The 14686-nt window shown below is 75.0% G+C and carries 14 protein-coding genes; 4 read left to right on the plus strand and 10 right to left on the minus strand.

Annotated elements, in window-relative coordinates; all coding sequences use genetic code 11:
* The first annotated feature begins 99 nt into the window (after positions 1-99).
* Both AB8M62_RS00430 and AB8M62_RS00435 read left to right on the plus strand, forming a co-directional pair.
* On the plus strand, positions 100-2406 hold the full coding sequence (locus AB8M62_RS00430; protein WP_369068278.1) for a putative bifunctional diguanylate cyclase/phosphodiesterase: 2307 nt from the start codon (positions 100-102) through the stop codon (positions 2404-2406).
* A 94-nt stretch (positions 2407-2500) separates the two neighbouring features.
* The gene (locus AB8M62_RS00435; protein ID WP_369068279.1) at positions 2501-2857 is read left to right on the plus strand and encodes a DUF3817 domain-containing protein; all 357 of its coding nucleotides are present in this window, start codon (positions 2501-2503) and stop codon (positions 2855-2857) included.
* Between the two features lie 331 nt (positions 2858-3188).
* Here the strand turns inward: AB8M62_RS00435 and AB8M62_RS00440 are convergent, their stop codons facing one another.
* Positions 3189-3791, minus strand: coding sequence for an NYN domain-containing protein (locus AB8M62_RS00440; protein WP_369068280.1), 603 nt, complete (start codon positions 3789-3791; stop codon positions 3189-3191).
* 68 nt (positions 3792-3859) lie between these two features.
* Between AB8M62_RS00440 and AB8M62_RS00445 the strand changes: the two genes are divergently transcribed.
* Positions 3860-4540: an MOSC domain-containing protein gene (locus tag AB8M62_RS00445; RefSeq protein ID WP_369068281.1), complete on the plus strand. Its 681-nt coding sequence runs from the start codon at positions 3860-3862 to the stop codon at positions 4538-4540.
* A 22-nt stretch (positions 4541-4562) separates the two neighbouring features.
* On the opposite strand, the gene AB8M62_RS00450 is transcribed toward AB8M62_RS00445, so the two are convergent.
* Together AB8M62_RS00450 and AB8M62_RS00455 are read right to left on the minus strand one after the other, a co-directional pair.
* Positions 4563-5573, minus strand: coding sequence for an aldo/keto reductase family protein (locus AB8M62_RS00450; RefSeq protein WP_369053224.1), 1011 nt, complete (start codon positions 5571-5573; stop codon positions 4563-4565).
* A gap of 121 nt (positions 5574-5694) precedes the next feature.
* Positions 5695-6048 (minus strand): RidA family protein, encoded by a 354-nt coding sequence (locus AB8M62_RS00455; RefSeq protein WP_369053270.1) that lies wholly within the window; start codon positions 6046-6048, stop codon positions 5695-5697.
* 165 nt (positions 6049-6213) lie between these two features.
* Here AB8M62_RS00455 and AB8M62_RS00460 point away from each other — a divergent pair, with 165 nt between their 5' ends.
* On the plus strand, positions 6214-7179 hold the full coding sequence (locus AB8M62_RS00460; protein WP_369068283.1) for a helix-turn-helix transcriptional regulator: 966 nt from the start codon (positions 6214-6216) through the stop codon (positions 7177-7179).
* 21 nt (positions 7180-7200) lie between these two features.
* Here AB8M62_RS00460 and AB8M62_RS00465 read toward each other — a convergent pair whose 3' ends face one another.
* From AB8M62_RS00465 to AB8M62_RS00495, 7 genes are all read right to left on the minus strand, one after another.
* Entirely contained in the window at positions 7201-7758 is a 558-nt protein-coding gene (locus tag AB8M62_RS00465; RefSeq protein WP_369068284.1) for a hypothetical protein, read from the minus strand.
* Positions 7759-7865: 107 nt separating this feature from the next.
* On the minus strand, positions 7866-8972 hold the full coding sequence (locus tag AB8M62_RS00470; RefSeq protein WP_369053218.1) for an ABC transporter ATP-binding protein: 1107 nt from the start codon (positions 8970-8972) through the stop codon (positions 7866-7868).
* Between the two features lies 1 nt (position 8973).
* Entirely contained in the window at positions 8974-10128 is a 1155-nt protein-coding gene (locus AB8M62_RS00475; protein ID WP_369068285.1) for an ABC transporter ATP-binding protein, read from the minus strand.
* Positions 10128-10997, minus strand: coding sequence for a carbohydrate ABC transporter permease (locus AB8M62_RS00480; protein WP_369068286.1), 870 nt, complete (start codon positions 10995-10997; stop codon positions 10128-10130). Before AB8M62_RS00480 ends, AB8M62_RS00475 begins: the two co-directional genes overlap by 1 nt.
* Positions 10997-11941, minus strand: a complete 945-nt coding sequence (locus AB8M62_RS00485) for a carbohydrate ABC transporter permease (RefSeq protein ID WP_369068287.1) — start codon at positions 11939-11941, stop codon at positions 10997-10999. Before AB8M62_RS00485 ends, AB8M62_RS00480 begins: the two co-directional genes overlap by 1 nt.
* A 25-nt stretch (positions 11942-11966) precedes the next feature.
* Positions 11967-13376, minus strand: a complete 1410-nt coding sequence (locus tag AB8M62_RS00490; protein ID WP_369068288.1) for an ABC transporter substrate-binding protein — start codon at positions 13374-13376, stop codon at positions 11967-11969.
* Between the two features lie 156 nt (positions 13377-13532).
* Positions 13533-14615, minus strand: a complete 1083-nt coding sequence (locus AB8M62_RS00495; RefSeq protein ID WP_369068289.1) for an alcohol dehydrogenase catalytic domain-containing protein — start codon at positions 14613-14615, stop codon at positions 13533-13535.
* Positions 14616-14686 lie beyond the last annotated feature (71 nt).

The following is a 14686-nucleotide window of genomic DNA, read 5'->3' on the forward strand; positions in this document are numbered from 1 at the left end:
GCTCCCGCGACCGAACGTAGGGGGGACAGCCGAACCGGTGGGCCGGGCGGCGCGGACCGGGAGCACCGGGGGACGGAGCCGGACCGGGTGAGGAGCGGGATGCGCGAGACCACGCCCAGCGGCCCGGCCCCCCTGGCGCGCGCCCTGGCGCGCACCGGCCTGGGCGCGGGCGCGCTCGCGGCGCTGGCGCTGCTGGCCGCGCTCGCCGTCCTCGCGGCGCTCGCACCGGTCACCCCGGCCACGGCCGCGGCCGGCGCCGTCGTCGTGCACGCCGGCGCCCTGCTGGTGCTGCTGCACGGCGTGCGGCGGCACCGCCCGCAGGTGCGGCGCGCCTGGGCCGCGCCGGCGGCGCTGCTGGTGACGACGGCGGCGGCCGAGGTGGCCGTGGCCGCCACCGACGGCGACCCCGGCACGCTGCGGCTGGGCCTGGCCGCCGTCCAGCTCGTCGCGCTGACCGCCGTGCCGTTCACCGTGCGCACCCTGCGCGCCGCGGACCCGGGCACCGGGCAGAGGACGTGGCCGGACGTGCTGCTGACCACCGCCGGGACCGCCCTGCTGGCGGTGCAGCTGCTGGCCGTGGTGCGCGCCGTCGGGGTCGACGACCCGGCCGTGCTCACCGGGGTGGTCGCCGACGTGGTGCTGGCCGTCGTGGTGCTGCGGCTGCTGACGACCCGCACCGGCACCGCCCCGGCCACCGTCCTCGTCGTCCTGGCGCTGGCGCTGTCCCTGGTGACGAGCACCCTGCTGACCGCGCTGTCCGACGTCGTCGCCGACCACGGCCCGCTGCTGCGGCTGCCGGGGGCGCTGGCGGCGCTGCTGCTGGCGGCGGCCGCCCAGCACCCCTCGATGCGGCGGTTCGCGACGCCCGCGGGCGGCGGTCAGCTGCGCGGCGGCGCCCAGCGCCTGCTGACGGTCGTGCCGGTCTTCTGCGCCGTGCCGACGCTGTGGCTGCTGGGCCGCCTCGGCGTGCTGCCCGACGTGGCCGTGGCCGTGGTCGCCCCCGCCGGGTACGTGCTGGCCTGCACGGGCGTGCTGCTGGCGGCGCTGTCGCTGCGCCGCTCCGAGCGGGCCGCCGACCACGACCCGCTGACGGACCTGGTGAACCGGCGCGGCCTGCCGCGGGCCGTGGCCGGCCTGCGCGCGCGGGTGCCCGGGGCGGCGCTGGACGTGTGCCTGGTGGACCTGGACGACTTCAAGCAGCTCAACGACACCCGCGGGCACGCGGTCGGCGACGCGCTGCTGCTGGACGTGGCCGGCCGGCTGCGCCGGGCGGTCGGCCCGCACGGGGTGGTCTGCCGCACGGGCGGGGACGAGTTCATCGCCGTCGTGAGCACCGAGCCCCTCGGGGAGGGACCGGGCGACCTGCTGCTGGAGGCGCTGGAGGCCCCCTTCGACGCCACCGGCGTGCCGTGGCGGGTCACCGCGAGCGTCGGCACCGCCCCGCTGCCGGAGGGCGTGGAGCTGGAGCAGGCGCTGGTCGACGCGGACGTGGCGATGTACGCGGCCAAGCAGGCCGGCAAGGGCCGCGCGCTGGCCTACCGCCCGCAGCTGCGCGAGAAGGTGCTGGGCGCGCTGGCCCTGCAGCAGGAGCTGCGCCGGCTGCTGCTGGAGGGGGCGCCGGCGGAGGAGGTCGGCGAGCTGGTCGTCGTCCACCAGCCCGTCGTGACGCTGGACCCGGTGCGGGTGGTGGCCACGGAGGCGCTGGTGCGCTGGCGGCACCCGCGCGCCGGTCTGCTGCGCCCGGACGAGTTCCTGCCGCAGGCCGAGGCCGCCGGGCTGGGCGCGCGCCTGGACGAGCACGTCACCGAGCGGGCCCTGGGCCACCTGGCCGGCTGGGACGCGCAGGGCCTGCCGCCGCTGCACCTTCACGTCAACCTCGGGGTGGGCAGCCTGCTGCGCCGCGGGACCGTGCGGTGGGTCTCCGCGCTGGCGGCCCGGCACGGCGTCGACCCCGACCGCCTGCACCTGGAGATCACCGAGCACGAGGAGCTGCCGGACGACCCGTGGATCGCCGAGTCGCTGCGCGAGGTCGTCGCGGCCGGCTTCCACCTGGACCTGGACGACTTCGGCATCGGCTACACGTCGCTGTCGTACCTGCGCCGCTTCCCCGTCTCCACCGTGAAGCTGGACCGGTCGCTGACGTCGCTGGTGTCGGCGGGCGGGGACGTGCCGCTGCTGACGGGCATCACGGCGCTGTGCCGGGCGCTGGACCTGCAGGTGCTCGCCGAGGGCGTGGAGCACGAGGGGCAGCTGGCCCCGCTGCGGGCGCTGGGGGTGCGGCTGGCGCAGGGCAACCACCTGGGCGCGCCGATGCCCGCCGAGGACGTGCCCGGCTGGGTGCGCCGCACCGGCGGGGCGGGCTGCCCGCCGGACCGGGCCGCGGAGGGCGACCTGCTGCTCGGGTGAGCTCGCCGGGTGAGCGATCCCACAGCTCCCGCGTCGCGGGCGTCTCCTACGACGCGTCAGACTCGGAGGACCGCTCCCCGACGAAGGAGGTCCCGTGACCACCGCCGTAGCCCGCTGGTTCCGCGTCGTCGCCGTCGTGGAGGCGCTGTCCTGGTCGGCGCTGCTGGTCGCGATGTTCCTGAAGCACGTCGTCGAAGCCCCGCACGAGGGCGGTGTCCCCGTGGTCGGCGCCGTCCACGGCGCCGCGTTCGTCGTCTACTGCGTCTCCGCCGTCGTCTCCGCCGTCGTCGCCGCGGTCGTGCTGCGCTGGCGCTGGTGGGTGGCGCTGCTGGCCCTGGGCGCCGCCGTCCCGCCGCTGTTCACCATCTGGTTCGAGCGCTGGGCCACCCGCACCGGCCGCCTGGACACCACCGCCCGCACCGCCCGCGAGGAGCCCGTCGCCGTCCGCTGAGCGGGCGGGCAGGAGCAGCAGGACCACCACCGCCTCCTCCGGGCCGGGGTTGCGCACCGTCACCGGGCCCAGGTCGCCCAGCGGGACGAACGCGCCCCGCTCCAGGCGCACCGACGCGCCGGCCGGACCGCCCTCCTCCCCGGCGACCAGGGCGAGCACGCCGACGAGGTCGACGCGGCCGGCGGTGACGAGCGCGAGGCAGCCGCGCCAGCGCCGCTGGGCGGCGGCGCACCCGCCCGGGGCCAGGACGAGGCGCTCGAAGGCGGGAGGCACACCGGGTGGACCGCGCCGGCCGCCCGGACTGAGCGGTGGGCCGCCGCCGGCCCCGCCCTCAGAGGTAGCGGACGGGGTCGAAGTCGCCCAGCGGGATGATGCGCACGCGCGGCAGGACCACGTTGAAGGCGCGCACGTCGTCCTCGAGGTCGAAGACCTTCAGGCCCCGCTCGACCAGCGGCGTGTACTGGGAGCTGACGAACTCGCGGAACGCGAACAGGCCGACGAGCCGGTCGCCGGTCAGCAGGGCGTCGACCTGCGGCACGAAGTCGGCGTCGTGGGTGGCGAGCAGGACGTCGCCGTCGCGGGGGACGATCGCCTCCAGCGTGCGCTGGATGCCGATGTCGACGACCTTCTCGCCGCCGGTGCCGGCCAGCGGGATCGGCTGGTAGCCGATGGCCAGCAGGGCCTGCACGAACGACATCGGCAGGTGCCCGCTGGTGGCGTTGAGGAAGAACAGGCCCTTGGCGGGCTGCTGGAACGTGGTGCGGGCGAAGTCGAGCAGGCGCTCCCAGCGCGGGCGCTGCTCGGGAGCGGGACGGCCGTCGAGGATGGACGCGCCCAGGGTCGCGTCGATGTTCTCCCCGTCGATGAGGACGTACGTCGTCCCCTGCCCGCCGCTGCCGGGATCGCCGTACGCGGTGCTCGCTGCGCTCGCCACCCGGCGAGGCTAGCGCCCGCCCGGAAGTCGCTGGAGGCCGCCGCGCCCGCCCGGCTAGCGTGCCCGGCGTGAGCACCGTCCGGAGCGTGAACCTGGGGGCGGCCCGCCCCAACCCGGCCAAGAGCGGCGGCGCGGCGGGGACGGTGACCACCGGCATCGCCAAGCGGCCCGTGGACCACCCCGTGCCGGTGCGCGCCCCCGGCCTCAAGGGCACCGGCGGCAGCGGCCTGGTCGGCGACCACGTCGGCGACCGCCGCCACCACGGCGGCGACGACCAGGCCGTGTACGCGTACGCGCGCGAGGACCTGGACGCCTGGGAGGACGAGCTGGGCCGGGCGCTGGCCGACGGGTGCTTCGGGGAGAACCTGACGACCGCGGGGATCGACGTGACGGGCGCCGTGCTCGGTGAGCGCTGGCACGTCGGCGACGGCGGGCCGGTGCTGGAGGTCAGCTGCCCGCGGATCCCCTGCCGCACGTTCTCCCTGCACCTGGGCGAGGAGCGCTGGGTGCCGCGGTTCACGGCCGCGCGGGTGCCCGGCGCCTACCTGCGGGTGCTGGAGCCGGGGACGGTGCGCGCCGGAGCGGTCGTCGAGGTGCGCGACGTGCCCGCGCACGGGGTGACGGTGGGGACGGCGTTCGCGGCGATCACCACGGCCCCGGACCTGCTGCCGCGGCTGCTGGACGTGCCGACGTGGCCGCTGGGCGAGCGCGCGGAGATCGAGCGGCGCGCGGGCGGCACCTGGCGCTGAGGGCCGCCCGCGCGCCGCGGGCTCAGACCTCGCGCTGCTTCGGGGAGCTCTCCAGCGTGCGGGCCGGGTCGCGCTCGACGACGTCGCCGAGGACCTCGTCGACGCGGGCCATCGCGTCGGCGGGGATCCGCACCCCGGCGGCGCCGGCGTTGTCCGCGACCTGCTCGGGCCGCGAGGCGCCGATGATGGCCGTGGCGACGTTCTCGTTCTGGAGCACCCACGCCACCGCCAGCTGGGCCATCGACAGGCCGAGGTCGCCGGCGACGGGCTGCAGCAGCTGCACGCGCTCCAGGACGTCGTCGCGCATCCACCGCGCGATCATGTCCGCGCCGCCCTTGGTGTCGGTGGCGCGCGAACCCTCCGGCGCCTGCGCGCCGGGACGGTACTTGCCGGTCAGGACGCCCTGGGCGATGGGCGACCACACCACCTGCGAGACGCCCAGCTCCTTCGAGGTGGGCACGACCTCGCCCTCGATGACGCGCCACAGCATCGAGTACTGCGGCTGGTTCGAGACGAGCTGGAAGCCCAGCTGCTGCGCGAGCGCGTGACCGGCGCGCAACTGCTCGGCCGTCCACTCGCTGACGCCGACGTACAGCACCTTGCCCTGGCGGACGAGGTCGGCGAACGCCTGCATCGTCTCCTCGAGCGGCGTCGCGTAGTCGTAGCGGTGCGCCTGGTACAGGTCGATGTGGTCGGTGCCCAGCCGGCGCAGCGACCCCTCGCAGGCCTCCAGGACGTGCTTGCGGGACAGGCCGGTGTCGTTGGGCCCCTTGGGCCCGATCGGGCCGAAGACCTTGGTGAGGATCTCCAGCGACTCCCGCCGCTGGCCCTTCAGGGCCTCCCCCAGGACGGTCTCGGCGGCGGTGTTGGCGTAGACGTCGGCGGTGTCGAAGGTGGAGATGCCCGCGTCCAGCGCGGCGTGCACGCAGGCCTTGGCGGCGTCGTTCTCGACCTGGGACCCGTGGGTCAGCCAGTTGCCGTAGGTGATCTCGGAGATCTTCAGGCCGGAGCGGCCGAGGTGTCGGTGTTCCACAGCGGGCGATGCTCCTCCCCGGGCGGCCCCCGCGCGCGCCGGGGCGGGACGACCGCGCGCCGGGGCGGCCGGCGGTGCGTGCCGCCGGCCGCCCCGGCCGGGGTGGCCGGGGTGGCCGGGCCTACGCGACCGCCGTGCCCTCCAGCTCGACCACCTGGCCGGGGACCGCGAGGCGGGTGACGCCGAGCAGCGTGGTCGCGGGTGCGACGCCCGCGGCGGCCAGCCTCCCGGCGAGCACGCCGTAGTGGGGCACCAGGGCGTCCACGTCGGTCGTGAAGACACCGAGGCGCACGAGGTGCGCGAGCGTCATGCCCGCCCCGGCCAGCACGGCCTCGAGGTTGTCCAGGGCGAGGGCCAGCTGGGCGGCGACGTCGCCCTCGTGCTGCGGGCGGCCCTCCGCGCTCATCGCGGTCTGCCCGGAGACGTGGAGGGTCCGGGTGACCCCGGAGACGAGCTCCCCCTGGTTGAAACCCATCTCCCGCGACCACGTCACCGGGTTCACTGCGGTCCGTTCCACGGCTGCTCCGATCTGCGCTCGCGGACGCCCGGCGGCCGGGCGGCCACCGTCCCGACGTCCGCTCGCCCAGCCTGACGACGAATCACGACACCTCCTGTCAGGCTTCCTGCTAGGACTGGAGCGGTGCGCGCGGACCGCCTCGTCTCCCTGGTCCTGCTCCTGCGCCAGCGCGGCCGGATGACCGCGGGCGCGCTGGCCGCGGAGCTGGAGGTGTCCGAGCGCACCGTGCTGCGCGACGTCGAGGCGCTCTCGACCGCGGGGGTCCCCGTCTACGCGGAGCGCGGTCGGCACGGCGGGTTCTCCCTGCTGCCCGGTTTCCGCACCGAGCTCGCCGGGCTGAACCACGAGGAGGCCCTCGCGCTGCTGACCGCGGGGGTGCGCCGTGGCGGGGACGTCCTCGGGCTCGGCGCCGCGCTGGCCTCGGCGGTGCGCAAGGTCGTCGACGCGCTGCCGCAGGGGCACCGCGGGCGCCTGGACGGGGCGGCGCAGCGGTTCCTCGTCGAGCCCGCGACGGACCTGCTGTCGCGGCCGGCGGTCACCGAGGACCTGGCCGAGGAGGTGGTGGGGGAGGTGCGCCGCGCGGTGCTCGCCGGTCGCCGGCTCCGCCTCGAGTACGCGACCGCGGGTGCGGCGCCGACCTCCCGCACCGTGGACCCCCTCGGGCTGGTGGTGGTGCGCGGCCGCACCTACCTGCTGGCGACGAGGGACGGCGAGGACCGCACGTACCGGCTGTCGCGGGTCGTGGCGGCGCAGGGGCTGGCGGAACCGGCGCAGCGGCCCGCGCACCTGGACCTGGACCGGGTCTGGGCCGAGCGCAGCGCGCGGTTCCTCTCCGAGGGCCACGTCGCGGCGGTGGTCCGGGTCAGGCGCGCGCGCCGGGAGGAGCTCCTCGACACCGCGCGGGCCGTCCGCGCCGAGGAGCCCGAGGCCGACGGCTGGGTGCGCGTGGACCTGTCCTTCGAGGACCTCCGGCACGCGCTGTGGGCCGTGTGGCGGCTGGGGACGGACGCCGAGGCGGTCGCGCCGGACACCCTGCGCGCGGCGGTGCGCGACCGCGCGGCGTCCCTCCTGGACCGGTACCGCTCCTGACCGCCCCGCGGAGCGCGGGCCTCAGCGGCGCACGCCCACCGAGCGCAGGTGCAGGTCGGCCAGCGCCCGCACGGCCGCCGGGTCCCCGCGCCGCCAGGCCGCCGACGGGTCGGGGTGGGCGCCCAGCAGCTGCTCGGCGGGCAGGACGGCCAGCGCGCGCAGGGCCAGCAGCTCGTCGCCACCGGGGGCCCGCGCCAGCCGCAGCGCCCGGCCGGCGCGGCGCCGCCAGCGCAGCCGGGCGCCCAGCCAGAGGGCGGTGAGGGCCAGCGCGGGCACGAGCGCGGTGAGCAGGCCCAGCGTCAGGGCGAGCCGGGCGGCGGCCTCGGCCTGCTCGGCCCCGGCCGCGCCCAGGGAGGCGGCGGCGTCCGCGGCGCCGGTCAGCGGGGCGGCGACCTCGTCGCCGACGAGGGGGGCGCCGGCCACCCGCTCCCCCGCGTCGCGCAGCCGCCCGGCCAGGTCGTCGGCGCCGGCGGCGAACCCGCGGGCGGGGTCGCCCAGCGCGGACACCGCCCGGTGCACGGCGCGCCCGCAGGCGACGGCGAGCGCCACCAGGACCAGCCACGCGGCGTCCGCCACCACCTGCCGCGACCTGCGCGCCGGTACGCGCGACCACCAGCCGACCCCCCGCTCCACCCGTCCACCCAAGCACGCCGGGGCGGGGGCGGCCGGACGGGCGGAGCGGGACCTCAGCGCAGGCGCGCGCCGCCGTCCGGGTCGAACAGGTGCACGCGCCGGGGGGCGGCGGCCAGGCGCACGACGTCCCCGCGCCGCCAGCGCACACCGGCGGGGGTCTGCACGACGAGGTCGGTGTCCAGGCCCTCCACGCGCACGGTGCCCGAGCCGAACTCCAGGAGGTCCTCGAAGACGACGACCTCGGCGGGCACGGCGGGCTCGTCCCCGCGGGCCTCGCGGGTGTCCTGCGGGCGCAGCCCGACGGTGACGGCGCTCCCGGCCGCCGGGGACGTGGCGGCGGTGGCCAGGCGCCCCTCGCGCCCGAGGCGCACCAGGCCGGGCGACTCGACGACGCCCTCCAGCACGTTGATCTTCGGCTCGCCCACGAAGTCGGCGACGAACAGGTTCGCCGGGTCGTCGAAGATCTCGTCGGCGGTGCCGAACTGCTGGATGACGCCGGCGTCCATGACGGCCAGCCGGTCGGCCAGGCTGAGCGCCTCCAGCTGGTCGTGGGTGATGACGATGGTCGTGCAGCCGGCCTCGCGCTGGAGCACCTTCAGCTCGCGGCGCACCCGCTGGCGCTGGGCGGCGTCCAGGTGCGACAGCGGCTCGTCCAGCAGCAGGACGGGCGGGTTGCGGACGAGGGCCCGGCCCAGGGCGACGCGCTGCTTCTGCCCGCTGGACAGGTTCGCCGGCCGCAGCGGCAGCAGGTCGGTCATCTCCAGGCGCTCGGCGATGGCCTCCACGCGGGCGTCGGCGTCCTTCGCGCCGCGCGCCTTCAGCCCGTACGCGAGGTTCTCGCGGACCGTCAGCGGCGGGTAGAGGGCGTAGCTCTCGAATCCCACCCCGATGTCCCGCCGGCCGGGCGGCAGGTCGGCCACCGAGCGGTCGCCGACGCGGATGTCGCCGGAGGTCACGGTCTCCAGACCGGCGATCATCCGCAGCGTGGTGGTCTTGCCGCAGCCGGAGGGGCCGAGCAGGGCCACCAGCTCCCCGGGGCGGATGTCCAGGTCGATGCCCTTGACGGCGTGGAAGGACTCCCGGCCGCGGGCGGTGTAGTTCTTGTGCAGGTCCTCCAGGACCAGGCTCTGGGCGCCGGTCCGCTCGGTGGTGGCGGTCATCTCAGGCTCCGGTCCGGGCGTCGGTGGTGGCGGCGGCGCGCGGGTGGGCCGAGCCCAGCCGCGGGGTGTCCGCGTCGGCGGGCTCGCCGTGCGCGGGGGCGGCGAACACGTGCACGTCGCCCAGCGGCAGGTGCAGGTCGACGACGTCGCCCTCGCGGGCGCGCACGTCGGAGTCGGTGACGGCGATGAGCTCGGTGCCGGCCACGTCCACGGCGATCTCGGTGACGCGGCCCAGCCGCTCGGCGAGCGTCACGCGTCCGCGCACCGCGAGGTCGTCCGCGCCGGACGGCGGCCCGGCCCGCAGGTCGCGCGGTCGCACGCCCAGGCGGGCGCGCCCGCCGGGCAGGTCGAGGTGGGCGGGAGCGGGCAGGCTGAGCGCGCCGCCGGCCGCGACGAGCCGGCCGTCGGCCACCTCGGCGTCCAGGAGGTTGACCTCCGGCTGGCCCAGCGCCCGGGCGACGAAGGTGTCCACGGGCGTGTGCCACACCTCCTGGGGGGTGCCGACCTGCACGAGGCGGCCGGCGCGCAGCACCGCGACGCGGTCGCCGAGGGCCAGGGCCTCCTGGTAGTCGTGCGTGACGTACAGGGACGTGGTGTTCGACACCTCCCCCAGCTGCTTGAGCTCCGCGCGCATCGCGGCGCGCAGCTTGGCGTCCAGGTGCGACAGGGGCTCGTCGAGCAGGTACACGTCGGCGGGACGCACGAGGACGCGGCCCAGGGCGACGCGCTGGCGCTGGCCGTTGGACAGCTCGCGGGGGAAGCGCCGCAGCAGGTGGGCGATGCCCAGCGTCGTGGTGACGGCCTCGATCCGCTGCCGCTGCTCGTCGGCGCTGTAGGTGCCGGTGCGCCCCGAGCGCAGCGGGGAGGCGAGGTTGTCGAACACCGTCCTCTGCGGGTACAGCGCGTAGCTCTCGAACGCCATGGCGACGTCGCGGTGGTACGGCTCGACGCCCGTCATCGGGGTGCCGCCGATGAGCACGTCCCCCGCGGCGGTGTCCACGAGCCCGGCGACGCTCTTGAGCATCGTCGTCTTGCCGGCGCCGGAGGGGCCGAGGACGACGAAGAACTCCCCCTCCCCCACCGACAGCGACACCGAGTCCAGGGCGGTGACGTCGCCGTACCGCGTGGTCAGGTCCTTCAGCTCCACCGTGGCCATCAGGCCTTCACCGCCCCGAACGACAGGCCCCGGACCAGGTAGCGCTGGATGGTCAGGGCGAGGACGAGCGGCGGCAGCGCGCCCAGCAGCGCGGCGGCGGCCGTCAGGTTGTAGTAGGCCTGCCCGCCGCCGCCGAGGTAGCGGGTGACGGCGACCGTCATGGTCGTGGCGTTCGCGTCGGACAGGATGAGCGGGAAGATGTAGTTGTTCCACGCGAAGATGAACGACAGCAGCGCGGCGGCCGCGATGCCGGGCCGCACCAGCGGCAGCGCCACGGACAGGAAGGCCCGCACGCGGGTGTAGCCGTCGACGAGCGCGGCCTGCTCCAGGTCGGCGGGCAGGTCCTGGAAGTACGAGCGCAGGATCCACACGACCAGCGGCATGGTGACCAGCTGCAGCACCCACACCATGCCCAGCTTGGTGTCGAACAGGCCGACCTGGGTGTAGATGACGAACAGCGGCACGATGACCATCAGCTCCGGGGCGAACCGGAACGACAGCAGCGTGAACATGAGGTCCTCGGACCCGCGGAACTTCCACCGCCCCGCCGCGTAGGCGGCCGGGATGCCGATGAGGAGCGAGACGAGCACCGCGCCGGCGCAGTTGACGACGCTCGTGCCGAGCGCGGCGAGGAAGTCGACACCCGTCAGGTCCTCCCCCCGCTGGGTGAGGACGGTGGCGAAGTTCTCCAGCGTGGGGGTGAACGCGAAGTACGTCGTGGTCTGCTCCGCGGTCGTCTTCAGCGACAGCAGGAACATCCACGCGATGGGGAACAGCGCGAACACGAACCACAGGAGCAGCAGCAGGTCGGCGGTGACGCTGCCGACGGTGAAGCGCCGCTGTCCCGGCATGAGCTCCCTGGCGGCCATCAGCCCTCCGCTCCCGCAGCGCGACGCTGCGCCTTGCCGAGCACGCTCACGAGGTAGCGCGCGGTGATGAACACGATGACCCACAGCAGGAACATGTAGACGCTGCCGCGGGAGTAGTTGAGGTTGGTGATCGAGCTCTGGAAGGCGGCGACCTGCAGCGTGGTGGTCGCCACGCCGGGGCCGCCGGCGGTGAGGACGTTGATGACGTCGAACACCTTCAGGCAGTCCATGAAGCGGAAGATGACGGCGACCAGGACGTACGGCCACATCATCGGCAGCATGAGGCGGCGGAACATGTACCACCAGCTCGCGCCGTCGACGTCGGAGGCCTCGAACGGCTCCTTCGGCAGCGACCGGATACCGGCCAGCACGAGGATCGCGACGAACGGCGTGAAGATCCAGGCGTCCACGAGGACGGAGGACCACAGGGCGCGCTCGGCGCTGAGCCAGTCGAAGGTCGAGCCCAGCCCCAGGACGTGGTTGAGGATGCCGAACTGGGGGTTGAACATGACGCCCCAGATGGTGCCCGCGATCACGGGGGCGATCATCAGCGGCAGGATGAGGACCTTCTCGAAGATCCGTCCGACGAGGCTGGAGCGGTTGAGCAGCAGGGCGATCGCCACCCCGAGGACGGTCTCGACGGCCGTCGCCGCCACCGCGAACAGCAGGGTGGTGCGCACGCTGCGCCAGAACAGGGAGTCGCCGAGGACGGCGGCGAAGTTGTCGAACCCGACGAAGGTCGGGTTCGGGTTGGTGGCCGCGTAGTTGAGGACGGTGTAGACGACCCCGATGACGAAGGGGTACAGGATGCCGACGACCAGGGCGACCGCCGGCACGGACAGCAGGTAGGGCCGCAGCCGGCGGCGCCGCGCCGGGACGACCGGGAGGTCCCGGCGCGGCGGCGTGCCGCGCGAGGTGTCCCGGGACGCGCTCGTGGTGCTCATCGCTCTCCTCCCCGCTCCTGCGGGCTCACGTGTTCACGCTCGCGGTGCTGGCCGAGGCCAGGTCGGACAGGCGCTGCCGGGCGTCCTCACCGGCGTAGACGTCCTGCAGGGCCACCGCCCAGTTCTCGGTGGTCTCGAAGAACTTCGTCTGCGGGGTGAACTGGATCTTCGTCTCGTCGATGACGCGCTCGAAGGTCTCCAGGTACCCGGGGAAGCCGCCGAGCGTCTGCTTGAAGGCGCCGTCGAAGACGGACTGGCGCGGCGGGTCGGCGAAGGAGCCCTGCTGGACGGCCTTGGACATGGCGTCCTTGCCGGTGGCCCACTGGATGAACAACCAGGCGGCCTGCTTCTTGCGCGAGGCCGCGTTCATGGCCAGCGCCCACGTCCACAGGTTCGTGCCGTAGCTGCCGTCGGGACCGGCCGGGCCCGGGTACCAGCCCAGGTTGCCGGCCTCGCGGCTGGCACCGGGCTGGTTCTTCGGGTACGTCGCCGAGTCGGCGTCGTAGCACATCATCGCGTAGCCGTCGCCGAGGTCGCCGGTGGCGTCGGGGTACTCGTAGGTGGTCCACGACGTCGGCCCGGCGCGGCGGGCCAGCTCGACCCACTTGGTCGTGAAGTCGACGGCGACGTCGGAGTCCATCGTGGCGACCAGCTCGGTGCCCTGCAGCTCGTAGTCGCGGGCGCCCTCGCGGGTGAACTGGCTCATGAACCCGGGGTGGATGGTCGCCCAGGACTTGGAGCCGCGGAAGGCGACGCCGTAGCGGTTCTCCGAGCGGTCGGTGAGGTCGACGGCGAGCTGGACGAAGTCGTCGAACGTGTCGGGCAGCGTGATGCCGCGCCGGTCGAAGTAGGCCTTGTTGTAGCAGACGACGTTCGTCTCGAAGCCCCACGGGATCGCCAGCTGCGCACCGGTGCCCAGCGGGGAGCCCTTCTGGAAGTCCCAGCGGGTGGAGGTGCGCAGACCCTCGAAGAAGTCCTCGAAGTCGTACTCCGGGTTGGTGGCGGACTCGTTCTCGATCCAGGGGCCGAGGTCCTCCATCCAGCCCGGCGGGCCGTACTGCCACAGGAAGTAGGCACCGACCATGAACACGTCGTGCGCGCCGGTCTGCCCGGCCAGCTCGGTGTTCAGCTTGGTGTAGTAGCCGGACTCGGCGACGATGTCGGCGCGAACCTCGACACCGGTCAGCTCGGTGAACTCGCGCAGCAGCGGCTGGAAGCTCTGCTGGTAGGGGTGCGGGGTCTGCAGGATCGTGAGGGTCTCGCCCTCGGCGGCGCGCCAGTCGAAGGGACCGGTGACCTCGGCGGCGCCGTTGCCCGGCGGGGCGGCGCTGCCGATCCCGCAGGAGGTGAGCGCCGTCCCGGTGGCGAGGGCCGCCCCGCCCGCACCGAGGGTGCGCAGCAGGTCCTGGGGTGAGGGCCGCTGGGTGGGGGTCATTTCTGCTCGGTCGGGGTGGTTGGGGGCGGTGGGGGCGCCTGGGGGCGGAGCAGGGCGCGTGAGGGCGCCGCACGGCGCGGGGAGTCGCGCCGGGGACCCGGGCGGGTCCCCGGCGGCGGTCGGCGCGCGGTGCGCCGGGAGGGCCGGTGCGGGGCGTCAGGGGACGAGCGACACCTTGACGGAGTTCGCCGAGTCCGCGACGAGGTCCAGACCCTTCTGGAAGTCCTCCAGCGGCAGCTGGTGCGAGCAGATCTCGTCCATCGGCAGGCGCCCGGACGCGATGAGCTTCAGCGCCGCCGGCCAGGTGTTCTGGCCCAGGTGGGCGCCGAGGACGTTCAGCTCCTTGTCGTCGCTGATGATCGACCAGTCGACGGTGACGGGGTCCTTGAAGACGCTGTACTCCACGAAGGTGCCCAGCTTGCGCAGCAGGTTCAGGCCCTGCGGCACCGCCGAGGGGTGGCCGGTGCCCTCGATGTAGACGTCCGCGCCGTAGCCGTCGGTGAGGTCCTTGACGGTCTGCACGACGTCGACCTCGGTGATGTTCAGCGTGACGTCGGCGCCGCACTTCTCGGCGAGCGCGAGCTTCTGCGGCAGCGCGTCCAGGGCGATGATGCGCTGCGGGAACTTCGCGGCCGCGCCGGCGATCATGCCGAGGCCGATGGGACCGCAGCCGGCGACGACCACGGTGTCGTCGAAGCGGATGCCGGCGCGCTCGACGGCGTGCAGGGCGCACGACAGGGGCTCGGCGTAGGCCACCTGCCACGGGGGCAGGTCCGAGGGCGCCTTGTGCACGAGGGCCTCGGCCGGCAGGACGAGGTACTCGGCCATCGCGCCGGGGGTGCGGCGCTTGAAGCCGAACATGTCGTGCGGCTGGCACATGTGGTAGTCGCCGCGACCGCAGTACCGGCAGTGCCAGCACGGCACGATCTGCTCGGCCACGACCCGGTCACCGGCGGCGACGCCCCAGCGGCGCGAGGCCTCCTCGTCGATCTCGACGATCCGGCCGGTGAACTCGTGGCCGGGCACGACCTGCGTCTCGGTCCAGGCGGGGCGGTTCTCGTCGCCCCAGAACTTCGCCGCGCCGTGGTAGCACTTCAGGTCCGAGGCGCAGATGCCCACGGCCTCGACCTTCAGCAGGGCCTGACCGGGCCCGGCGGTCGGCACGGGCAGGCGCTCGAGGCGGTAGTCGCGGGGGCCGTGGACGACGACGGCCCTCATGGTGTCCGGCAGGTCGCTCATCTGCGCTGCTCCTTCGCAGTCGGCGGGGTGCGGGTCGGGGAGTGCGGGGCGGTGTCCACCGGTGCGGTGGG

Origin of the sequence: Kineococcus terrestris (assembly GCF_041020755.1) — a bacterium.
Lineage (GTDB): Bacteria > Actinomycetota > Actinomycetes > Actinomycetales > Kineococcaceae > Kineococcus > Kineococcus terrestris.

Bases quoted from the DNA above. Each gene is read 5' to 3' on its own strand.
- AB8M62_RS00430 (WP_369068278.1), top strand. From the start codon at position 100: ATGCGCGAGACCACGCCCAGCGGCCCGGCCCCCCTGGCGCGCGCCCTG.
- AB8M62_RS00455 (WP_369053270.1), bottom strand. From the start codon at position 6,048: ATGGGTTTCAACCAGGGGGAGCTCGTCTCCGGGGTCACCCGGACCCTC.
- AB8M62_RS00470 (WP_369053218.1), bottom strand. From the start codon at position 8,972: ATGACCGCCACCACCGAGCGGACCGGCGCCCAGAGCCTGGTCCTGGAG.
- AB8M62_RS00475 (WP_369068285.1), bottom strand. From the start codon at position 10,128: ATGGCCACGGTGGAGCTGAAGGACCTGACCACGCGGTACGGCGACGTC.
- AB8M62_RS00480 (WP_369068286.1), bottom strand. From the start codon at position 10,997: ATGGCCGCCAGGGAGCTCATGCCGGGACAGCGGCGCTTCACCGTCGGC.
- AB8M62_RS00485 (WP_369068287.1), bottom strand. From the start codon at position 11,941: ATGAGCACCACGAGCGCGTCCCGGGACACCTCGCGCGGCACGCCGCCG.
- AB8M62_RS00490 (WP_369068288.1), bottom strand. From the start codon at position 13,376: ATGACCCCCACCCAGCGGCCCTCACCCCAGGACCTGCTGCGCACCCTC.
- AB8M62_RS00495 (WP_369068289.1), bottom strand. From the start codon at position 14,615: ATGAGCGACCTGCCGGACACCATGAGGGCCGTCGTCGTCCACGGCCCC.